Below are 21848 nucleotides of genomic sequence, written 5' to 3' on the forward strand. Positions count from 1 at the left end.
GATCAGTGATCCCGGTCACCCGTCTGGCCGTGGCCGAAGTGCCCCTCGCCGAACCGTCGCGGGGAATGCCCGTGCACGCCCTCCGCGTAGGCGGTCTCGGCATGCAGCGCGAAGTCGATGCCCGCGGTCTCCTCTTCCTGGCTGACCCGGAAGCCGATGGTGCGATCGATGAGCTTGCCGAGCAGGAAGGTCACCACGAACGCGTATGCCGCGACGACCAGCACACCGACCAGCTGCTTGCCGAGCTGCGCCAGCCCGCCGCCGTAGAACAGGCCCTGCACGCCACCGGTCATCACCTGGGTGGCGAGCAGGCCGATCAGCACCGTGCCGACGATGCCGCCGACGAAGTGCACGCCGACCACGTCGAGCGAATCGTCATAGCCCGCCTTGAATTTCCAGCCGACGGCGAACGAGCACACCACGCCCGCGGTGAGTCCGACGATCAGCGCGCCGAGCGTGTTCACCGAGCCGCAGGACGGGGTGATCGCGACCAGGCCGGCCACCACGCCGGACGCCGCACCGAAGGTGGTCGGCCTGCCGTCGCGGATCTGCTCGACCGCGAGCCAGCCGAGCATGCCGAGGCAGCCGGCCACCAGGGTGTTCAGGAAGACCGCCGCCGCAACACCATTCGCGGACAGCGCCGACCCGGCGTTGAAGCCGAACCAGCCGAACCACAGCAGCCCCGCGCCGAGCAGCACGAACGGCAGGTTGTGCGGGCGCATCGCGTCGGTCTTGAAACCGATGCGCGGGCCGAGCACCAGGGCGAGCGCGAGTGCCGAAGCGCCGGAGGCGATCTCGACGACCAAGCCGCCCGCGTAGTCCAGCGCGCCGAACGAGGCCAGCCAGCCGTCCGGCCCCCACACCCAGTGCGCGATCGGGGCGTAGACGGCCAGCGCCCACACCGGCACGAAGATCATCCACGCGGCGAATTTCGCCCGGTCCGCGATCGCGCCGCTGACCAGGGCCGCGGTGAGGATGGCGAAGGTCAGCTGGAAGGTGGCGAACAGGAGCTCCGGCACCGCGCCGTGCAGGGTGGCCGGGTCGATGCCGGCCATGGCCAGGTGATCGAGGTTGCCGATCAGTCCGCCGCCGGCGTCGTCGCTGAAGGCCAGGCTGTAGCCGAACAGCAGCCAGGCGACGGTCACCAGCGGGATCGCGATGAAGTTCATCATCAGCATGTTGAGCACGCCGGTCGAGCGCACCATCCCGCCGTAGAACAGCGCGAGCGCCGGGGTCATCAGCAGCACCAGGGCCGTGCTGATGAGCAGCCAGGCGGTGGCCGCGGGATCCAGGGATGTGGACACGGGAAGCTCCTTCCACGCACGATGCGTTGCAAGGAAATTACCGAATGCTCACCGCCGGATTTGCGCTGGTCCACGAGTCGTGCGCGGGTTCGGACATGGGATGTTTGCCGAATACGGCCGTTGACCGGGACCGGTCAGGCGCGGGACTTGCGGGCCACCGCGCGCTGGCCGCGCTTGCCGGGAACGGGCAGATCGTCGCGCATGGCAACCCATTCGGCGGTGGTCAGCCACAGTTGCTGGGTGCGCGCGTCGGCGGTGTTGTGGAAGATCCGGCGGCCGCGATCGTCGCGCAGTTCCTGGGCGACGGTGGACCAGCGCGGGGCGCGCTCGTGTTCGGTCAGGTAGTCGCCGAGGTAGGCGGCGACGGCGGTGCCGATCGTGTTGACCGGGCGCAGCGAGACCCGGTTGCCGTACTGGTCGGCGTGGAAGCGGCGGCCGGCGCAGAGCGATCCGGCGTTGGCGTTGGAGGCGATCCAACCGGCCCGCTGGGCGCGTTCGATCAGCCAGAGGTGTTTCACCGCGGACGGCGGGATATCGCCGATGCGGGTGCGGATCAGCGTCATGACCGGCTCGGAGGACAGCACGTCGCGGCGGGTCGGGCCGATGCCGTGCGCGGTCCAGTGGGCGTCGGCGAGGGTGGCCAGCGCGCGGCCGAAGTCGTCGATGCTGCGCTGGGCGCGGCGGCCGAGGCGCTCGATGCGTTCGGCCTCGCGGCGCATCTCGTTCTGCGCGGTGAGGGTGCGGATCGCGGCCATGGTCGGCACCTGGCCGCGCTCGAGCAGCTCGAGGATGGCGGCGGAGGTGGCGGGATCTGCCGTGGCGGCAACCGGGAGGGAGTCGCGTTTGATCGCGAAGTCCTGTGGACTGATCGCGCGGCTCAGCAGGTCTACCGCGGAACGATCGCCGGCGAAGTCGGTGCTGGAAAGCAACGCGGTGGCGATCTCATCAGGCTTTTGCACGGTGGGAAGTTCCTCCGATGGATGTGGAACTCGGTTTCGCTGGAACTCGGCGGTGCGGGAACTTTGGTTGTGCCCCGGTCGGGATGAGGGACCGGCCGGGGCAACCAACCTGATGAAGGTTTGGCTACCGAAGTTGCCGATTGCCACGGTAACCAGCCGATTGCGTAACTGTCATCCTCGTTGACGCTTTCGTTATCTCCACAAATCTGCGGTGAATCGGGGCGTGAGTACATCTTTTCCGGTCTACATGGGGGTATTGGGCGGTAATTTCCCGCTGTCGACCGGTGCTTCGTCAGTGATAGCTCATGCGTTGCCGCCGTATCTATCGGTGAGTAGGGGTTAATAAGGGCCGCAGAATCTTGTGATTTGGATCACATCGAATGGGTCTTCGCTGTTGGTGTTCCGCCGCGCCGGGGCCCGCCGGTCAGCGCGAATGTTCTTTGTCGGTGCGCGCCGGTAACCTCTGCCCGTGGCTCTGTACCGGAAGTACCGACCGGCAACGTTCGCTGAGGTAGTGGGTCAGGAGCACGTCACCGACCCGCTGAGCACCGCCCTGGACACCGGCCGGATCAGTCATGCCTACCTGTTCTCCGGCCCGCGCGGCTGTGGCAAGACCTCGTCCGCGCGCATCCTCGCGCGCTCGCTGAACTGCGTGCAGGGGCCGACCTCGAAGCCGTGCGGCGTATGCCCGTCCTGCATCGCGCTCGGCCCGGGCGGGCCGGGCAATCTGGATGTGATCGAACTCGACGCCGCGAGCCACGGCGGCGTCGACGACACCCGCGAGCTGCGCGACCGCGCCTTCTACGCGCCTGCCGAATCCCGCTACCGCGTCTTCATCGTCGACGAGGCGCACATGGTCACCACGGCCGGCTTCAACGCGCTGCTGAAGATCGTCGAGGAGCCGCCGGCCCACCTGATCTTCATCTTCGCCACCACCGAGCCGGACAAGGTGCTGCCGACCATCCGCTCGCGCACCCACCACTACCCGTTCCGGCTGCTGCCGCCCGCGACCATGCGCGGCCTGCTCGGCAAGATCTGCGACCAGGAGCAGGTGACCGTCGAAGAGGCGGTGTACCCCTTGGTGATTCGCGCGGGCGGTGGTTCCCCGCGCGACAGCCTCAGCGTGCTCGATCAGCTGCTGGCCGGTGCGGGACCGGAGGGCGTCACCTACTCCAGGGCGGTCTCGCTGCTCGGCGTCACCGACGTCGCGCTGATCGACGACGCGATCGGCGCGCTGGCCGACAACGACGGCGCGGAGCTGTTCGGCACGGTCGACCGGGTGATGGAGGCGGGGCACGATCCGCGCCGCTTCGCCGTCGACCTGCTGGAGCGGCTGCGCGATCTGATCCTGATGCGCGCGGTGCCCGACGCGATCGAGCGCGCGCTGGTTTCCGGGCCGGGGGATGTGCTCGAGCGGATGCGCGACCAGGCCGGGCGACTCGGCCCGGCCACGTTGGCGCGATACGCCGAATTGCTGCACGAGGCGCTCGGCGAAATGCGGGGCGCGACGTCGCCGCGGCTGCTGCTCGAGGTCGTCTGCGCGCGGATGCTGCTGCCGTCGGTGTCGGATGCCGAGTCCGCCACCTTGCAGCGGCTGGAGCGGCTCGAACGAGGATTCGCGGGCGGGGCGGTCGCGCCGTTGCCCGCGACCTCGTCGGGCTCCGCGCCCGCGGACGCCGCCGTGGCGGCCGTGTCCAGGCCGGCGCCCGGCTCACCCGAGTCGACTCGGCGTCGCGGTGCGGAGGCGTTGGCCGCCATCCGCCGGGAGACCGCTGGATCGGGTGGTGCTGCGCCGGGGACCGCAGGCGGTCCGGGCGCCGCCGGGGCCACAGGGCACACGGGGTCTGCACCTACATCAGCGCCGCCCGCACCTACGCCGGCCCCGCCCGCGGCGGATGCTGCACAGACACGCCACGAGCCGGTTGGCGCGGCGACCGCTGCTCAATCGGCCGAGGCAGTCCGGACCGGATCGGGTGCTTCGAACGTCGGCACCGCCGCGGCGGGCCCGGATGTGTCGGTGCCGACCGGTGCGGCTACCCGCGGTGGTGAGGAGACCGGCGCGACCGGGGAAGCGGTGCCCGCTGCCGCCGGTGCGGATCCGCTGGCCTCGGCGTCGGTCGCCGGGCCGGATACCGCGGTCGGCCAATCGAACTCATCGACCGCGGCGCAGGACGAATTTGCCGGCCCCGCAGCATCTTCCGCATCGCCCGCGGCCGCGCCGGAGCAAGTTCCGGCCGGTTCGCCTACGCCGGTTCCGGCCGCCGACGATCCCGAACGCGAACCGGTGCAGGCGTTTTCCGGAGTGGAATCGGTTATCCGAGAGGTTGCCGAGCCGGCCCTTGCCGAACCAGCCGTCGTCCAACCTGCGTCGCCGACCGCCGCGCAACAAGCCCCTGCCGAACCGGCTGCCGTGCAACCTGCGCCGCCCGCCGCCGCGCAACCGGCCCCTGCCGAACCATCTGCCGCGCAACCGGCGCCGTCTGCTGCGCAGCCGGCGTCGCCCGCCGCGCAGCCGGATCCGGTCGCCGAACCGGAACCGTCGGCCGCCCCGAACGCGGACCTGCTGCGCGAGGTCGAGGCCGCCTGGGCGGATATCCGCGCCAAGGTGCGCGAGTTCGGCGCCGCGGTGCAGGCGATGCTGGCCGGCGCCTCGGTCTCCCGGATCGAGGGCGACACGATCGTCTTCGCGCATCAGCATGCGCCGCTGGCCCAGCGGCTCTCGGATCCGCGCAACCTGGACGCGGTGCGCTCGGCGGTGCACGCGGTGCTCGGCCGCGCGCACGACGTGCGCTGGGAGGCCGGCGGTCCCGCGGCGCGACCTGCGGCGACCGCGCGGGGTGGCGGGCAGCCGAAGCCGCAGCGCGGGGCCGGGCAACCGGCGGCGCGTGAATCCGGCAACGCGCCCGCGCGCGGCACGGATGCGCCTGCGCCGCCGCGTTTCTCGCGACCGAGCCAGGCCAAGAATGCCGCCGCCGCGGACCAGGCGGGCGGCGCGAACAAGCCGCGCTCGTTCGGCGACGACGATATTCCGCCGCCCGACTATCCCGATCTACCGGATGATCCCGGCCCTTTTGATTCCGCGCCGCCCGAGTCGGCGCAGCCCACGAACGGCAACGGGTCAGGGGTGGTACCGGAGACCACGCCCGAGGACGAAGAGGAGATGATCCGCGCCGCGGCGGTCCCGGTGGCGCCGGAGGACCGGCGCGACCCCGACGAGGCTGCCCTCGAATTGCTGAAGAGTGAGCTGGGGGCCACACGGCTGAGTGGTTGACAACCACCGCCGCCAGCACGTTAAGTTAACCGGAGTTCGCACACCACGGTAGTATGAACGGGTGGCCGTGAACTCCGGTACGACGAGGTTCTATGGTATGCCCAAGGCGTATGGGCGATCGGAACCGGCGTCCGCCGTTGCATGCCGCGATTTGTACAGCGTATGCACGGCGAACGTGCGGGGCCGAAGGAGGAAGCTTGCGTAACCGCGCAGGCCCAGAGAGTTGTGCAAATTCAATACGGCACGGTCGGTCGCGGGACCGGTCGGCGAGGTTACCCGCTGCTACCCCGCATAGCGGGGCAGCAGCACAGAGCGCTCGGACGGACGACGTCCGGCCGCCGCACCTTTAAGGAAGGAACACTCCGATATGACCACAGAGGCCTACATTTACGAGGCCATCCGCACTCCGCGCGGCCGCGGCAAGAAGAACGGCTCGCTGCATTCGGTCAAGCCGATCGACTTGACTGTTGGTCTGATCCAGGAGCTGCGCGGCCGCTTCCCGAACCTCGACGAAGACCGGATCTCGGATCTGATCCTCGGTGTCGTCAGCCCCGTCGGTGACCAGGGCATGGACATCGCCCGCACCGCGGTGACCGTGGCCGGCCTGCCGGACACCGTCGGCGGCTTCCAGCTCAACCGGTTCTGTGCCTCCGGCCTCGAGGCCGTCAACCTGGCCGCGCAGAAGGTGCGCTCCGGCTTCGACGACCTGGTCCTGGCCGGCGGCGTCGAGTCCATGTCCCGCGTGGCGATGGGCTCCGACGGCGGCGCGTGGGCGCTGGACCCGGCCACCAACTACGACACCTACTTTGTGCCGCAGGGTGTTTCGGCCGACCTGATCGCCACCATCGAGGGCTTCAGCCGCGACGACGTCGACGCCTACGCGGTGCGCTCGCAGGAGCTGGCCGCCAAGGCCACCACCGGCGGCTACTTCGCCAAGTCGATCGTTCCGGTCAAGGACCAGAACGGCATCGTCGTGCTGGACAAGGACGAGCACATGCGCCCCGGCACCACCGCCGAGGACCTGGCCAAGCTCAACCCGTCCTTCGCCGTGATCGGTGAGATGGGTGGCTTCGACGCGGTCGCGCTGCAGAAGTTCTACTTCGTCGAGAAGATCAACCACGTGCACCACGGCGGCAACAGCTCGGGCATCGTCGACGGCGCCGCGCTGGTGCTGGTCGGCACCGAAGAGGCGGGCAAGGCGTCCGGCCTGACCCCGCGGGCGCGCGTCGTCGCGACCGCCACCAGCGGCGCCGACTCCACCATCATGCTGACCGGCCCCACCCCGGCCGCCAAGAAGGCGCTGGCCAAGGCGGGCCTGACGATCGAGGACATGGACCTCGTCGAGATCAACGAGGCGTTCGCCTCGGTGGTGCTGAAGTTCCAGAAGGACCTGAACGTCCCGGACGAGAAGCTGAACGTCAACGGTGGCGCGATCGCGATGGGCCACCCGCTGGGTGCCACCGGCGCGATGATCACCGGCACCATGGTCGACGAGCTGGAGCGCCGCAACGGCCGCTACGCGCTCATCACCCTGTGCATCGGTGGCGGTATGGGCGTTGCCACCATCATCGAGCGCGTCTAACCCAACCGACAGCTGAGAATCACGGCGGCGTGAGCGTCAGGCCCGGAGGCGGAAGCTCGCGTCACCACGCAGGGCCTGCGAACGCCGCCAATTAGACACAGGAGACACAGAGCTGTGAGCGAAACCAACATGATCGGTTGGGAGCAGGATTCGGACGGCATCGTCACGCTGACGATGGACGACCCGAACCAGGGCGCCAACACGATGAACGAGCTGTACAAGACGTCGATGACCGCGACCGTCGAGAAGCTCGAGGCCGAGAAGGACAACATCACCGGCGTGGTGCTGACCTCGGCGAAGAAGACCTTCTTCGCCGGCGGCGACCTGAAGAACATGATCAAGGTCGGGCCGGAAGACGGCCAGGGCGTGATGGACGAACTCTTCACCATCAAGGACGCGCTGCGCCGCCTGGAGACCCTGGGCAAACCGGTCGTCTCCGCGATCAACGGCGCCGCGCTCGGCGGTGGCCTGGAGATCACCCTGGCGACCCACTACCGGATCGCCGCCGACGTACCGGGCGTGCAGCTCGGCCTGCCCGAGGTCAGCCTCGGCCTGCTGCCCGCCGGTGGCGGCGTCACCCGCACCGTGCGCATGCTCGGCCTGCAGAACGCCCTGATGCAGGTGCTGTTGCAGGGCAACAAGTACCGCCCGGGCAAGGCCAAGGAAATCGGCCTGATCAACGAGGTCGTCGGCTCCATCGAGGAGCTGGTCCCCGCGGCCAAGGCGTGGATCAAGGCCAACCCCGAGGGTGGCGTGCAGCCGTGGGACAAGAAGGGCTACAAGATCCCCGGTGGCACCCCGTCCACCCCGGCCTTCGCGGCGAACCTGCCCGCGTTCCCGGCCAACCTGCGTAAGCAGCTCAAGGGCACCAACATGCCGGCCCCGCGGGCGATCATGTCCGCCGCGGTCGAGGGCGCGCAGGTCGACATCGACAACGCGTCGCTGATCGAGTCGCGCTACTTCGTGCACCTGCTCACCGGCCCGGTCGCGAAGAACATGATCCAGGCGTTCTTCTTCGACCTGCAGTCCATCAACAACGGTGGCTCGCGGCCGAACGATGTGCCGAAGAAAGAGATCAAGAAGATCGGCGTGCTCGGCGCGGGCATGATGGGCGCGGGCATCGCGTACGTCTCCGCCAAGGCGGGCTACCAGGTCGTGCTCAAGGACGTCACCCTCGAGGCGGCCGAGCGGGGCAAGAACTACTCGGAGAAGATCGAGGCCAAGGCGCTCTCCCGGGGCAAGACCACCGAGGAGAAGTCCAAGGCGCTGCTGGACCGGATCACCCCGTCCGCCGACGCCAAGGACTTCGACGGCGTGGACTTCGTGATCGAGGCCGTCTTCGAGAACACCGAGCTCAAGCACAAGGTGTTCCAGGAGATCGAGGACATCGTCACCCCGGACGCGCTGCTGGGCTCGAACACCTCGACCCTGCCGATCACCGGCCTGGCGGCCGGCGTGAAGCGCCAGGAAGACTTCATCGGCATCCACTTCTTCTCGCCGGTCGACAAGATGCCGCTGGTCGAGATCATCAAGGGCGAGAAGACCTCGCCCGAGGCGCTGGCCAGGGTGTTCGACTACACCCTCGCGATCAAGAAGACGCCGATCGTGGTCAACGACAGCCGCGGCTTCTTCACCTCGCGCGTGATCGGCACCTTCGTCAACGAGGCCATCTCGATGCTCACCGAGGGCATCGAGCCCGCGACCATCGAGCAGGCCGGCCTGCAGGCGGGATACCCGGCCGCGCCGCTGCAGCTGTCGGATGAGCTGAACCTCAAGCTCATGCAGAAGATCGCCAAGGAGACCCAGGAGGCCGCCGAGCACGGCGACACCACCATGGGCAAGAAGCGGCACCCGGCCCAGGACGTCATCGACTACCTGGTGTCCGAGGGTCGTCCGGGTCGCCTGGAGAAGGCCGGCTTCTACGAGTACGACGAAGACGGCAAGCGCATCGGCATCTGGCAGGGCCTGCGCGATCACTTCAAGACCACGGCGGGCTTCACCGTCCCGCTGCAGGATCTGATCGACCGCATGCTGTTCATCGAGGCGATCGAGACCCAGAAGTGTTTCGACGAGGGTGTGCTGGAGACCACCGCCGACGCCAACATCGGCTCGATCTTCGGCATCGGCTACCCGGCCTGGACCGGTGGTGTGCACCAGTTCATCGTCGGTTACCCGGGCGGGCAGGCGGCGTTCGTCGAGCGCGCCGACTACCTCGCCAAGACCTACGGCGATCGCTTCGAGGTTCCGGCCTCGCTGCGTAAGTAGTCACCAACGGTAAAGCCCGCCACCGCGTTTCGCGGTGGCGGGCTTTCTCCGTTTCCGGGGTGGTTCGGCGGATTCGGGTGCTGTTCACCTGTTGGTACCGCATGATGGATAGCGTGGTCTTCGTGAGACGTGGACAGGCACGACGTGCGCAAACCCTGCTGGTCACGGCCGTCGCGGTGGCGCTGGCCGCCGCACCCGCCGGTGCGGCGCCCGAGCCGGGCCACGGCGTCCGGCTGCTCGGCGAGCAGATCGTCCCCAACGACCTGGAGTTCCAGGGCACCCGGGTCGGCGGCCTGTCCGGCATCGACTTCGATTCGCGCACCGGCGATTACGTGCTGATCAGTGACGACCGCTCGGAGCGCGATCCGGCCCGGTTCTACACCGCCCGCGTCGCGGTGGGCGAAAACGGCCTCGGCCCGGTGGAATTCACCGGCACCCGGCCGCTGCTGACCCCCGGCAGCACCGTGTACGGCCCGAAGTCGCTGGACCCCGAGGAGATTCGGATCGATCCGTGGACCGGTGATTACCTCTGGACGCAGGAGGGCGAGCGCACCGACACGGTGCTGGCCGATCCCTCGGTCCGGCTCACCCGGCCAGACGGAACCTTCGCGGGCGAGCTGCCGATCCCGGACAACGAACGGATGCAGCCGAATTCGGGTCCGCGGCAGAACCTGGCGCTGGAGGGCGCGACGTTCGCCGCCGGTGGTTCGCTGGTGCTGACCTCGGTGGAAGCTCCACTGCTGCAAGACGGTCCGGTCGCGACGACGGCATCGGGCGCGACCTCGCGGATCACCGTGCAGACGCGAACCGGTCAGCTACTCGCGCAGTACCCGTACCGGATGGAGCCGGTGTTCGCCGAGTCCCGCCCGCAGCCTGACCTCGGTATGAACGGCATCGCCTCGATCCTGGCCGCCGACCCGGTCGATCCGTCGAAAGTCCTTGTCCTGGAACGTTCTTTCGTCTTCGGCGTGGGTAACAAGATCCGGATCTACGAGGCCGATCTCGGCGCGGCCACCAACGTTCTGGACGCGCCGCTGGGCAATGCCCGCCCCGCCGCCAAGCGACTCCTGGTCGACCTGGCCGACGTCGGCCTGCGCAATCTCGACAATGTCGAGGGTATGACCTGGGGACCGCGTCTGCCCTCCGGCGAACGCACCCTGATCCTGGTGAGCGACAACAACTTCGCCGACAACCAGATCACCCAGTTCATCGCCCTCGCCGTCCGCTGAGACCGACGCGGCCCACCCCGGCGGTCAAGTCCTCGGACGTGTCGGAAATCCGCGCCGACGCGTACGGCGGTTTGCACCGTGGATGCCACCTACCCCGTTTGGTTCGGCATCCCTCCAGGACCGCGCGGACCTCGTCTGATCTCACCGCTTCGCACCCCGCACCACCATCCTCGTGCGCCGAGCCGGTCGCCGGTAAATCGCGGCCTTCCACAACACCAGGCGGCAGAATGTAATGGACCGAATCTCGTTCCTGATCGCACCGGACGCCAGGCCCGCGCGGAAGCGCTGAGCTGGGCGAATCCGGGGGAAGGCCGAGGTGGAAAAGATCCTGTTCCGAAACTTCTCCCACCGGGTGCCGCGCCCGCGCTACGTTGGAGTATGCGCAGACATATCGGACATCGCGCGGGGTTGCGGGTGATGTCCGTGCGTCGGTGTGCTTGTTGTTCGACGGTGACGCCGATTCGATGTGAGTTCGAGGTGGTCACGTGAAACCACGGACGCGTACGGGCGAGGTCGGCCCCGGCTCGACCCCGGCCGACTCGGATACCCAGCGCCACCCGCTCATCGGGATCGCCGACGAGCTGGAGGCGATGGGCCTGTCGGAGGCGAAGGAGATCGGCCGGGGCGGCTTCGGCGTGGTCTATCGCTGTATCCAGCGGGCGCTGGAGCGGGTCGTCGCGGTGAAGGTGCTCTCCTCGGAGATCGAGGTGGAGAGCCGCGAGCGCTTCCTGCGTGAGGAACAGGCCATGGGCCGGTTGTCCGGCCATCCGAACATCGTCGACATCCTGCAGGTCGACGTCACGCTGAGCGGGCTGCCGTTCATCGTGATGCCGTATTGCACCCGCGGTTCGCTGGAGCAGGTCATCCGCGATCAGGGCCCGCTCACCTGGGCCGATTCCTTGCGGGCGGGGGTGAAACTGGCCGGCGCGATCGAGAGCGCGCACCGCGCCCAGATCCTGCACCGCGACGTGAAGCCGGCGAACGTGCTGCTCAGTGGCTACGGCGAGCCGCAGCTGACCGATTTCGGCATCGCCAGGATCCCGGGTGGCTTCCAGACCTCGAGCAGCATGATCACCGGCTCGCCCGCCTTCACCGCGCCGGAAGTGCTCAAGGGCGACGACCCGACCATCCGCTCCGACGTCTACGGCCTCGGCGCGACGCTGTTCGCGCTGCTCACCGGGCACGCCGCGTTCGAGCGGCAGGCGGGGGAGAAGGTGGTCGCGCAGTTCCTGCGGATCACCACCCAGCCGGTGCCGGATCTGCGGGAGCGCGACATCCCGCCGGACGTGGCCGAGGTGGTCCAGCGGGCCATGTCCATCGACCCCGGCGAACGCCCCGCCTCCGCCTACGACTTCGGGCAGCTGCTGCGCGCGGTGCAGCGCGAGCACGACCAGATGCCCGACGAGATGGCGCTGCTGGAAACCATCGCCGCGCCCGAGCCGATGGCCCATCCCGTCGAATCCTCGGCCTCGACCAAGTCCAGGCCCGCGGTGACGGCCCGGCGCAGCTGGCCGCTGACCCTGCGTCCCCCGGTGTCCGAGCAGACCGGAGTGGGCGGACCCGCCACCACCCTGCCGCCGACCGCGGCCACCAAATTCCGGCCGCCGACCCCGGCCCGCGATCCGGTCCCGCGACCGCGCCTGCTGGACACCCTGCGCGCGGGCGGTCGGCGCAGGCTCGCCGCCATCCACGCGCCCGCCGGTTTCGGCAAGAGCACCCTGGCCGCGCAGTGGCGCACCGATCTGACCGAGCGTGGCATCCCGGTCGCCTGGATCGGCGTGGATCAGGACGACGACAACGAGATCTGGTTCCTCGCCCACCTCGTCCAGGCGATCCGCCGGGTCCGCCCGGACGTGGGCGCAGGCCTGGACCAGGTGCTGGAGGAACGGCCCGCGGACGCGGCCGCCTTCGTCGTCTCGACCCTCATCGACGAGATCCATGCCGGTGGCAGCACGGTCGTGGTGGTGGTCGACGACTGGCATCGGGTCACCGACGCGGGCGCGCACCGGGCGATGGAAGCGTTGCTGGACAACGGATGTCACCATCTGCGCTTCGTGGTGACCAGCCGGGAGCAGTCCGGCTTGCCGACCAGCCGGATGCGGGTGCACGACGAACTGGTCGAGATCGGCTCGGCGGCGCTGCGCCTGACCGTCGAGGAGACCACGGAGATCCTGGTGCGGCACCACGGGTTTCCGCTGTCGCAGGCGCAGGTCGAACAGATCCACGCGGCCACCGACGGCTGGCCCGCCGCCATCCAATTGGTCAGCCTGTCGCTGCGCGGCAACCCGGACCCGGCCCGGCTGATCGCCCATCTGTCCGAGGGCAACCACGGTATTCGCGAGTACCTCGCCGAAAACGTCTTGGACACACTGGAACCCAGGATGCTCGACTTCCTGATGGCGATCTCGGTGACCGAGCGGGTGTGCGGCTCGCTGGCCGCGGCGCTGTCCGAGGACGCGGACGCCGAACAGCTGCTGGAGCAGGCCGAGCAGCGCGAGCTGTTCGTGCGCCGGATCGTGCACGACCCGGAGTGGTTCCGGATGCAGCCGCTGTTCGCCGAGCACCTGCGGGCGCGGCTGGAACGCGCCCAGCCGGGCCGGTCGAAGTCGTTGCACCGCAAGGCCGCCCGCTGGTATGCCGAGCATCAGCTGCTGCGCAAGTCGGTCGATCACGCGCTGGCCGCCACCGATTTCAAGATGGCGCTCGACCTGCTGGAGACCGGCGGCATGGACCTGATCGACCGGTCCCGGCTGGCCACACTGCTCGGCACCGTGTCGAAACTGCCGATGCAGCAGGTGGCTTCGCGGTCCAAGCTGTTGATGGCGGTGGCGCGGGCCAATGTGAACCTGCAGCAGTCCGGGGCGGCCCGCACGGCGCTCGGCCGGTTGTCCAACATCCTCGCCCGCGGCTCGGCCACCGACGAGGACGTGAATCGGCAGCGCTGCCAGGCCGCCGTGCTCGGCGCCGCCGACCAGATCGCCCGCGATCACACCGAGGGCGTGCTGGACCGGGTCGCGGAGTGCCTGAAGACGCCGGACGGACTGCCCGCCTGGACCGTGTCCACCGCCGCGAACCTGACCTCGTTCGTGCGGCTGTGCGAGTTCGACTTCGACGGCGCCAGGGAGATGCAGGACTGGGCGGCGGAATACCATGCCCGGTCCAAGGATCCGCTGGGCGCGGTGTTCGGGTTGTGCGGGCGCGGCGCCGCGGCCTACGAGCAACTCGACATCCCCACGGCGACACAGTGTTTCCAGGAGGCGTGGGAGGTCGCCAAGCAGCGCTCCGGCCCGCGCGCGCACGCGGTGCGGGTGGCGGCCGCGATGCTCGGCGAATTGAACTATCGCCGTGGCGATCTCGACCTCGCCGACCAACTGCTGGACGAGAGCCATCAACTGGTCGCCCGGGTCGGCCCGGTGGACTTCCTGATCTCGACGTTCGTCGTCGGCGCCCGGGTCAAGGCGGTGCGCGGCGACTTGTTCACCGCCGCAACCAGACTCGACGAGGGTGCGCGCATCGCCAAGGACAACCGGCTGTTCCGGCTGGCCGCGCACATCCGCGCCGAACAGCTGCGGCTCGGCCTGCTGGACCCCGCGGACGAGCAAGCCTTCGACTCCGAATCACCCTCGGCCCCACTGCATGCCGGTCGGCGCATGGCTGGCACCGCGGTGCTGACCGCGGAGGCCGAGGAGATCGCCGCGATCCGCACCCTGCTGGCCCAGGGCCGCCTCGGCACGGACGACCGTGCGGTGCGCCGCGCCCGTGCCCTGCACGGCCGCATGGCGGACAAGGGCCGCCCCCGTGCGCAATTGGACGCGTCCCTGCTGCTGGCCGAATGCCTCGCCGCATCGGGCTGGGTCGGCGAGGCCACCGGCCTGCTGCTGCCTGCTGCCGCCACCTGCGCCGGATTGGGCTGGACCAGGCCGTTACTCGACGCGGGCCCGGGCGTCGTCTCCATCCTGCGCATCCTGCGCGCCGAATTGCCCACCGCCGCGGCCCATACCGGAGACATAGAACTGCCCGCCCGTTTCCTGGATGATCTCCTGGAAGCGGACGGGCAGTAACGCGAAAGCTACGGCTGCCACCAAGGCCGCAGGGGCACGGTCCAGTCGCCGTCCGCGGGCAGTTTCACGCCGAGTACCTGGTGCAGCTGGACCACGTTGCGCTGGAAGCCGAGCCGGCAACCGGCCATGTACAGGCCCCACACCTTGGCGGTGCCCTCGCCGACCTCGGCGACGCACGCGTCCCAGTTCGCGACCAGGTTCTTGCACCATTCGTGCAGGGTCAGCGCGTAGTGCTCGCGCAGGTTCTCCTCGTGCAGCACCTCCAGGCCGGTGTTCTGGATCTCGGAGATGATCCGGCCGGAGCCGATCAGCTCGCCGTCCGGGAACACGTAGCGGTCGATGAAGTCGCCCGCCTTGGTGGTCCTGGTGTTGTCCGGGCGGGTGATGCTGTGGTTGAGGAACAGGCCGCCGTCGCGCAGCTTGTTCTTCATGAACTCGAAGTAGTACGGGTAGTTGTGCACGCCGATGTGCTCGGTCAGCCCGATCGAGGACACCGCGTCGAACTCGCCCTCGGCGATGTCGCGGTAATCGGAGTGCCGCACCTCGGCCAGGTCGGACAGCCCCTGTTCGGCGATCTTCTGCTGCGCCCATTCGGCCTGCTCGGCGGACAGCGTCGCGCCGATCACCTTGACCCCGCGCTGGGCCGCGTAGCGGACCATGCCACCCCAGCCGCAGCCGATGTCGAGCAGCCGGTCGCCTTCCTTCAGCCGCAGCTTCTCGAAGACCAGGCGGTACTTGTTCTCCTGTGCCTGCTCCAGCGTCCAGTCCTCGGCGCCGTAACACGCACAGGTGTAGGTCATCGACGGGCCGAGCACGTACTCGTAGAACTTGTTCGAGACGTCGTAGTGGTGGTGGATCGCCTCGGCGTCGCGAGTCTTGGAGTGGCGCAGGCCCTCCAGCGCGATCCGGCGCCAGCGCGGCAGCGTCTCCTGCGGCGGCGGGGCGATCGGCTTGAGCCGCTCCCAGCCCAGCGAGCGGGCGATGGTGACCAGCGCGAGCGCGGACGGGCGATGGAACTTCAGCCCCTCCATCGCCGCGAGGATGTCGTAGGGATCGCCGGGATGCACCCCGTCGGCGGTCATATCGCCGGAAATGTAGGCGCGGGCCATGCCGAGATCGCCGGGCGCGGTCGCCAGGTAGTTGATGCCGCGTGGGGTCTTGATGTCCAGCGCGTACTTCGAGTCCTCGGGACCGGTCGCGCTGCCGTCGTAGGCGGTCAGCCGGATCGGTACCTCGCCGTCGATCAGCGTCTCGAAGATCTCGGCAATGCTGAGTTTGGCTCCGAGGTCACTTAAGAGGTCGGAGCGGTCCTTGAATGTCGTCATTTGCGTTGCACCGCCTTCGAATACAAATCCAGCAGCCGCTGGTCTGGGTCGTAGCGTTTCTTCAATTCGGTGTAGGTATTGCCGCCGTACAGCGCCGCGAACTCATCTTTGTCGTAATAGGAATCCGAGTACAGCGACTTATGTCCGTCGAAGTCGGTCACGGTGCGCTCGATCGCACGGTTGGCCGCTCCTTCCGGCCGGCCGGGCACGGTGGGCACGGCGGACCAGAACCCGACGTTGACGTACGTCCGGTTCGGTTCGAGGGGATAGAGCGGCCAGGTGCGCTCGGTGGTCGCGGGCGCGCCGGTGTCGCGCAGCCGCAGCGGGCACAGCCAGATCGGCTCGATCGGGATCTCGCGCAGGAACCATTCGACGAAGTCGGCGGTGCGTTCGACCGGCACCTCGATGTCCTGCACGACGCGTTCGCGCGGCGGGTTGCCCTGACGGGCCTCCAGCTTGTCGGCGATGTCGTATTTGTGGTCGAGCGCGATCAGCTTCCAGTAGAAGCTGCTGCGCCGGTAGCGCTTCGGCCAGAACCGGCGGATCTTCGGATTCTGCGTGCCGAACGCGCGCGAGCACCAGAACCAGTCGGTGTCCCAGCGCCACAGGTAGTCGTGGATGGTCAGCCGGTCGCGCTTGGGGTGTCCGTCATCGTGCTGGATGGACCGGTAGTAGATGTCCATGCCGGTGTAGTCGCTGACCGGGCCGGGCTCGTCGGTCTGCCGGCCGAGGGTCAGGTAGCTCTCGTCGGCGGTGAACACGACGCCGTCGAGGTAGTCCACCCGTTCGCCGTCGTAGCTCTGCTCGTCGACGATCGTGGCCAGCGTCCGCTCCAGCGCGCGCAGGTCGTGGAAGCGCAGGTGGCGCAGCGCCACGTAGGGCTGCACGGTCTCCAGTTCGATCTTCAGCCGGACCGAGTAGCCGAGCGTGCCGTAGGAGTTCGGGAAGCCGCGGAACAGGTCCGCGTGCTCGTTGTCCGGGGTGGCGGTGATGATCTCGCCGCTGCCGGTGAGAATGTCCATCTCCAGCACCGACTCGTGCGGCAGGCCGTTGCGGAACGAGGTCGACTCGATGCCGAGGCCGGTCACCGCGCCGCCGAGGGTGATCGTCTTGAGCTGCGGCACCACGAACGGCGCGAGGCCGTACGGGAGGGTGGCGGCGACCAGGTTCTCATAGGTGGTCATCCCGGCGACGTCGGCGGTTTTCGCCACCGGGTCCACGGTGATCACCTGGGCCAGTCCGGATACGTCGAGGCCGGGCGCGGGGTTTTTCGCCCTGGCCCGGAACAGGTTCGAGGTCTTCTTCGCCAGCCGCACATTCGCGTCCCGGGGAATGGCGCGATAACTCGCCAGGAGCCGGTCCACTCCAGCCCGATGCGCGGCAAACCCGGATTCGTGTGCGGCCGGAGCGCGTCCGGCCTTCCCCAACAGACTCACTGCCACCCCTCGACGCTAGTACGCACCTGAGTGTGAGACCACCGCGAGGGCGGGCTCTCGGGAGAAATGTCACGCATATGTTGCGAACCGGAATATCGACCGGCTCGGAGAAGTTCGCCACACGACTCGACCGGTATGCGGTGCGGTGGCCGCTACAGGGCAGGATGGGTACCGGTCGACATACCGTACCCGGACAAGGAGCTCATTGTGGGACAGGTCAGCGCCAGCAGTTCGATCGCCGTGGCGGCGGATCCGAAGCGCACCCTCGAGGCCATCGCGGATTACGAGACGGTGCGGCCGCGCATTCTGTCGTCGCATTACCGCGACTACAAGGTCGTCGAGGGCGGCAAGGGCGCGGGCACCGTGGCCGAGTGGACGCTGCAGGCCACCGAGAAGCGCTCGCGCAACGTGCACGCGGTGGTCTCCGTATCGGATTCCATTGTCACCGAGCGTGATTCGAACTCCACCATGGTCAACACCTGGACCGTGACACCGGACGGCACCGGCGCACAGGTGAGCCTGCGCACCACCTGGCAGGGCGCGGGCGGCGTGGCCGGCATCTTCGAGGGCATCTTCGCCCCGCTCGGGCTGAAGAAGATCCAGGCCGAGGTGCTGGGCAACCTGGCGCGCGAACTCGCCTGACCCGCAGGACGTCACGAAGAAGGCCGCCCGACTCCGCGTGTCGGGCGGCCTTCTTCGGGTTCGGCGGCTACGCGGCGCCGATGTCGAACAGGTTGCCCTCCGGGTCGGCCAGCGTTGTCCATTGCGCGCCGTACTCGTCGAAGTCGCCGATGCGCTTGGCACCCAGGCTGACCGCGCGTTCGATGTGCTGATGCCAGTCCTCGGCGTGGAAGTCGAGGTGGATCACGTTCTTGCCCGGGGTCTTGTCGGGCACCTGGATGAACATCAAGATCGGTGCCGCGCCGGCGGTCCGGCCGACGGTGGCGAAGTGCACCGAGGCGTCCGGATCGACCGGCTGATCGAGCAGTTCGGCCCAGAAGCCGGCGAGTGCGGCCGCGTCGTTGCTGTCGATGGTGATGTGTGCGAGGGACAGGGTCATGGGGTTCTCCCTTGTTCAGAGCAGGCCGATCGGCCAGCAGACTTCGGTTCGGTAGCTGTTCGGGTCGTCGGTGTCGTCGGGGCTGAGCAGGTACCGCTCGCGCACCGGCTCGGCCAAGGCTGTGTCGTGTTCGGCGACATGGCTGCCCAGTGCGCCGTAGGTGCGGTCGAAGTCCTCGAAATCCCCCTCGTGCAGGGCGATGGCGAACCGGCGGGCCGGCAATTCGATGACCGACACTCGGCCTTCCGGCGCGAGCCGGGCGGCGGCGGCCGGGATCGGGACGTAGGCGACCACCTCGCCGAGGTCGTTCGCGAAGAAGTCCATCGAATAGGTGGCGCCGTCGACGCCGTCGGACTCGAAACCCGCCGCGCTGAGCGTCTGGTGCAGCAGCGGGTAGGCGGCCGCGCACCACGGACCGATGTCGTCGCGGCTGACCACTTCGGTGAGCGCCAGCGCGGGAAAGGCCGGGATCGACCGGTATTCGACCGCGAGCGGCGCGGCCGGGGAGAGCAGCGACCGCAGCGACGCCACCACCGCGCGGGTCCTGGCCAGTTCGGCCTCCATCCGCTCCAGGTGTGCGCGCAGCGCGGCATTGCGGATGTCGTCGTCCGGCGCGGCCAGCACGGCCTTGATCTCGGGCAACGGCATGTCGAGCTGACGCAGGCGCCGGATCAGATGGGCCTGGGCCACTTGGTCGGTCGAGTAGCGCCGGTAGCCGGACCCCGTATCGATCTCGATCGGCTCGAGCAACTCGATGTCGTGGTAGTACCGGAGCGTTTTCACGGTCAGGTACGTCAGCCTGGCGAACTCCCCGATGGAGACGGTCGCTGTCATGTCCTTCAGCGAACACCCTCCAGCGGGGGGAGAGTCAACCGCGTGCGGTCAGCCGAGGACGAAGGTGAGCAGCAGGGTGTTCTGGAAGGCGCCGCGCCACCACGAATAGCCGAACCAGACGCCGGGGGTGACCTCCCGGATCTCGTCGTAGACCTGGGGCGTGGGGGACGGGTCGTAGTTGAGCGCCCAGGCCGGCCTGCCGTCGAGCATCGCGGGCGCGCTGTATACGTATGCGGGCCAGGCCTCGTAGCCCGCGCCGGTGATGCGGTTGGTCAGCATGCCGCCGTCGGGGCCGGTGTAGAAGACCTTGCCGATCCAGAAGGCCGGCGCGATGCCCTGAATCGTCGGTGGCCGGGTCACCCAGCCGTTCTGCACGCCCATCGGCACGTCGCCGCGGTCCGCGTCCCGGAAGACGGCGTCCTGCTGCTCGGGCGAACACCGGAAACGCAGCGAGTCGATCGTGGCCGCTCGGTTGTCCGGGTAGAGGACGCAGCCACCGCCATAGTCGGCGGCCGCCTCGGTGACACCGGAATCCGCGGTGGCCGCCGGTGCGGCAAGGCCGAGGAAGATGCCGGGAACCCCCAGCGAAAGCACCGCGGTGCTCAGGAAACGTGCCCTCATCGTGCTCATATCGGTACTCCAGAACTCCCGACCTACCTTCAGATGGTAGTTCGATCTTGACTATCTGAAGCCGGGCTTACCCAACCTGTTACCGGCCATGCATCGGACGCATAACGGCCGGTCTGTACGTATAACGATGGAGCGATCTCGCGTCTTGGCACGTTTCGCCCGCCCGAGGCGGCACAGTGCCGCGCGCGTCCCAGGGACTAGGCTGGCCAGTGACACTTTCCCCAGAGAGGAATATGCCGTGCAGCCCGGTGGTCAGTTCGACATGCAGCAGTTACTCGCCCAAGCGCAGCAGATGCAGCAGGCGGTGATGGAAGCACAGGCCGAGATCTCCGCCGCGGAGGTCGAGGGTCAGGCCGGTGGCGGGCTGGTCAAGGTCACCATCAAGGCATCCGGCGAGGTCGTCGCGCTCACCATCGATCCGAAGGCGGTCGACCCGGAAGACGTGGACACGTTGCAGGACTTGGTGATCGGCGCGGTCAACGACGCGATGGCCAACGCACAGCAGCTGGCGGCCGAGCGGCTCGGCCCGCTCTCGGGTGGGCTCGGCGGCGGTTCGCTGCCCGGGCTGCCGGGCTTCTGAGAGCCACGGGGACATAGCCGTTGTACGAGGGTCCGGTTCAGGATCTGATCGACGAGCTGGGCAAGCTGCCCGGCGTCGGTCCGAAGAGCGCCCAGCGCATCGCGTTTCACCTGCTGCAGGTGGAGCCGCCGGAGATCGACCGGTTGCAGGCGGCCCTGCAGAAGGTGCGCGACGGCGTGCAGTTCTGCGTGGTCTGCGGCACCGTCTCCGACGGCGAGAAATGCCGCATCTGCGCCGACGCGCGCCGCGACCGCACCATGATCTGCGTGGTCGAGGAGCCCAAGGACGTGCAGGCGATCGAGCGCACCCGTGAGTTCCGTGGTCGCTACCACGTGCTCGGCGGCGCGCTCGACCCGTTGAGCGGCATCGGGCCGGACCAGCTGCGGATCCGGGAGCTGTTGGCGCGCATCGGAAATCAGGAGGACGGCATCGATGTCACCGAGGTGATCATCGCGACCGACCCGAACACCGAGGGCGAGGCGACGGCCACCTACCTGGTGCGGATGCTGCGCGACTTCCCCGGCCTGAGCGTGACCAGGCTGGCGTCGGGTCTGCCGATGGGTGGTGATCTGGAGTTCGCGGACGAGCTGACCCTCGGCCGCGCGCTGTCCGGGCGGCGCGCGCTCTAGCCGCTGGTCCTGCCCCGAATCTACGGGGGTTGCGGTGCGCCGGGCACGGGTTACTGTGTCGGGGATGAGCATTGAATTCCTGCTGACCACGCTCGTCATCTGCGTGACGCCGGGCACCGGCGCGCTGTTCACCCTGGCGGCGGGACTTTCCCGGGGCACGAAGGCCAGCGTGATCGCGGCGTTCGGCTGCACCCTCGGCACCGTGCCGCACCTGGTCGCGGCGATGACCGGTCTGGCCGCATTGCTCAACGCGAGCGCGGTCGCGTTCCAGACGTTGAAGTACCTCGGTGTCGCGTACCTGATCTACATGGCGTGGAGCACGTTCCGGGACAAGGGCGCGCTCACCGTGCCGGAGCAGCCGGATCAGGGCGCGCAGTCGGTGCGCAAGGTGGTCACCTCGGCGGTGCTGCTCAATCTGCTCAATCCGAAGCTGACCATCTTCGCCTTCGCGTTCCTGCCGCAGTTCGTGCCGGCCGGATCACCGAACGCGCTGGCGCGCCTGCTCGAACTGAGCCTGGTCTTCATGCTCACCACGTTCGTGGTCTTCGCGATCTACGGGGTGTGCGCGGCGGCGCTGCGCAACCATGTCATCTCCCGGCCGGTCGTGGTGACCTGGATGCGCCGGGTGTTCGGCGTCTCCTTCATCGCGCTGGCCGGGCGGCTGGCCGTGCAGAACCAGTGAG

Annotated in this window: 16 protein-coding genes; 9 read left to right on the forward strand and 7 right to left on the reverse strand. The window is 68.6% G+C overall.

Annotated elements, in window-relative coordinates:
* Positions 1–2 precede the first annotated feature (2 nt).
* Entirely contained in the window at positions 3–1304 is a 1302-nt protein-coding gene (locus ACFYO1_RS43440) for an ammonium transporter (RefSeq protein WP_387245480.1), read from the reverse strand.
* Between the two features lie 134 nt (positions 1305–1438).
* Positions 1439–2263 carry a hypothetical protein gene (locus ACFYO1_RS43445; RefSeq protein WP_387245483.1) on the reverse strand — a complete coding sequence of 275 codons (825 nt, stop codon included), beginning with the start codon at positions 2261–2263 and terminating at the stop codon, positions 1439–1441.
* 469 nt (positions 2264–2732) lie between these two features.
* On the opposite strand from ACFYO1_RS43445, the gene ACFYO1_RS43450 reads away from it, so the two are divergent.
* From ACFYO1_RS43450 to ACFYO1_RS43470, 5 genes are all read left to right on the forward strand, one after another.
* Positions 2733–5534 carry a DNA polymerase III subunit gamma and tau gene (locus ACFYO1_RS43450; protein ID WP_387245486.1) on the forward strand — a complete coding sequence of 934 codons (2802 nt, stop codon included), beginning with the start codon at positions 2733–2735 and terminating at the stop codon, positions 5532–5534.
* Positions 5535–5901: 367 nt separating this feature from the next.
* Complete coding sequence (locus ACFYO1_RS43455; protein ID WP_378726961.1) at positions 5902–7116, forward strand: acetyl-CoA C-acetyltransferase; 1215 nt, start codon at positions 5902–5904, stop codon at positions 7114–7116.
* A gap of 114 nt (positions 7117–7230) precedes the next feature.
* Complete coding sequence (locus tag ACFYO1_RS43460; protein ID WP_387245489.1) at positions 7231–9381, forward strand: 3-hydroxyacyl-CoA dehydrogenase NAD-binding domain-containing protein; 2151 nt, start codon at positions 7231–7233, stop codon at positions 9379–9381.
* Between the two features lie 122 nt (positions 9382–9503).
* The gene (locus ACFYO1_RS43465; protein ID WP_387245492.1) at positions 9504–10610 is read left to right on the forward strand and encodes an esterase-like activity of phytase family protein; all 1107 of its coding nucleotides are present in this window, start codon (positions 9504–9506) and stop codon (positions 10608–10610) included.
* A 485-nt stretch (positions 10611–11095) separates the two neighbouring features.
* On the forward strand, positions 11096–14671 hold the full coding sequence (locus ACFYO1_RS43470; RefSeq protein WP_387245495.1) for a protein kinase: 3576 nt from the start codon (positions 11096–11098) through the stop codon (positions 14669–14671).
* A gap of 8 nt (positions 14672–14679) precedes the next feature.
* Here the strand turns inward: ACFYO1_RS43470 and ACFYO1_RS43475 are convergent, their stop codons facing one another.
* Both ACFYO1_RS43475 and ACFYO1_RS43480 read right to left on the reverse strand, forming a co-directional pair.
* Positions 14680–15996, reverse strand: coding sequence for a class I SAM-dependent methyltransferase (locus ACFYO1_RS43475; protein WP_387245498.1), 1317 nt, complete (start codon positions 15994–15996; stop codon positions 14680–14682).
* The gene (locus tag ACFYO1_RS43480) at positions 15993–17432 is read right to left on the reverse strand and encodes an FAD-binding oxidoreductase (RefSeq protein ID WP_387245677.1); all 1440 of its coding nucleotides are present in this window, start codon (positions 17430–17432) and stop codon (positions 15993–15995) included. The genes ACFYO1_RS43475 and ACFYO1_RS43480 overlap by 4 nt, the downstream gene beginning before the upstream one ends.
* Before the next feature lie 207 nt (positions 17433–17639).
* On the opposite strand from ACFYO1_RS43480, the gene ACFYO1_RS43485 reads away from it, so the two are divergent.
* Entirely contained in the window at positions 17640–18074 is a 435-nt protein-coding gene (locus ACFYO1_RS43485) for an SRPBCC family protein (protein WP_387245501.1), read from the forward strand.
* 67 nt (positions 18075–18141) lie between these two features.
* Here ACFYO1_RS43485 and ACFYO1_RS43490 read toward each other — a convergent pair whose 3' ends face one another.
* From ACFYO1_RS43490 to ACFYO1_RS43500, 3 genes are read right to left on the reverse strand one after another with little or no spacing between them, the layout of a single operon-like run.
* Positions 18142–18492 (reverse strand): VOC family protein, encoded by a 351-nt coding sequence (locus tag ACFYO1_RS43490; protein ID WP_387245504.1) that lies wholly within the window; start codon positions 18490–18492, stop codon positions 18142–18144.
* A gap of 15 nt (positions 18493–18507) precedes the next feature.
* Positions 18508–19326, reverse strand: a complete 819-nt coding sequence (locus tag ACFYO1_RS43495) for a MerR family transcriptional regulator (RefSeq protein ID WP_387245507.1) — start codon at positions 19324–19326, stop codon at positions 18508–18510.
* A gap of 48 nt (positions 19327–19374) precedes the next feature.
* Positions 19375–19956: a hypothetical protein gene (locus tag ACFYO1_RS43500; RefSeq protein ID WP_387245509.1), complete on the reverse strand. Its 582-nt coding sequence runs from the start codon at positions 19954–19956 to the stop codon at positions 19375–19377.
* Between the two features lie 238 nt (positions 19957–20194).
* Here ACFYO1_RS43500 and ACFYO1_RS43505 point away from each other — a divergent pair, with 238 nt between their 5' ends.
* From ACFYO1_RS43505 to ACFYO1_RS43515, 3 genes are all read left to right on the forward strand, one after another.
* Entirely contained in the window at positions 20195–20536 is a 342-nt protein-coding gene (locus tag ACFYO1_RS43505; RefSeq protein WP_378719387.1) for a YbaB/EbfC family nucleoid-associated protein, read from the forward strand.
* 20 nt (positions 20537–20556) lie between these two features.
* Positions 20557–21165 carry a recombination mediator RecR gene (gene recR / locus ACFYO1_RS43510; protein ID WP_357379883.1) on the forward strand — a complete coding sequence of 203 codons (609 nt, stop codon included), beginning with the start codon at positions 20557–20559 and terminating at the stop codon, positions 21163–21165.
* A 64-nt stretch (positions 21166–21229) separates the two neighbouring features.
* Complete coding sequence (locus ACFYO1_RS43515) at positions 21230–21847, forward strand: LysE family translocator (RefSeq protein WP_387245513.1); 618 nt, start codon at positions 21230–21232, stop codon at positions 21845–21847.
* Position 21848: the final 1 nt, after the last annotated feature.

Origin of the sequence: Nocardia sp. NPDC006044 (genome assembly GCF_042871115.1) — a bacterium.
GTDB lineage: Bacteria > Actinomycetota > Actinomycetes > Mycobacteriales > Mycobacteriaceae > Nocardia.

What these genes read in the sequence shown, in the direction of transcription:
- ACFYO1_RS43490 (WP_387245504.1), bottom strand. Translation starts at nt 18,492, where the DNA reads ATGACCCTGTCCCTCGCACACATCACCATCGACAGCAACGACGCGGCC.
- ACFYO1_RS43515 (WP_387245513.1), top strand. Translation starts at nt 21,230, where the DNA reads ATGAGCATTGAATTCCTGCTGACCACGCTCGTCATCTGCGTGACGCCG.
- ACFYO1_RS43475 (WP_387245498.1), bottom strand. Translation starts at nt 15,996, where the DNA reads ATGACGACATTCAAGGACCGCTCCGACCTCTTAAGTGACCTCGGAGCC.
- ACFYO1_RS43455 (WP_378726961.1), top strand. Translation starts at nt 5,902, where the DNA reads ATGACCACAGAGGCCTACATTTACGAGGCCATCCGCACTCCGCGCGGC.
- ACFYO1_RS43500 (WP_387245509.1), bottom strand. Translation starts at nt 19,956, where the DNA reads ATGAGCACGATGAGGGCACGTTTCCTGAGCACCGCGGTGCTTTCGCTG.
- ACFYO1_RS43495 (WP_387245507.1), bottom strand. Translation starts at nt 19,326, where the DNA reads ATGACAGCGACCGTCTCCATCGGGGAGTTCGCCAGGCTGACGTACCTG.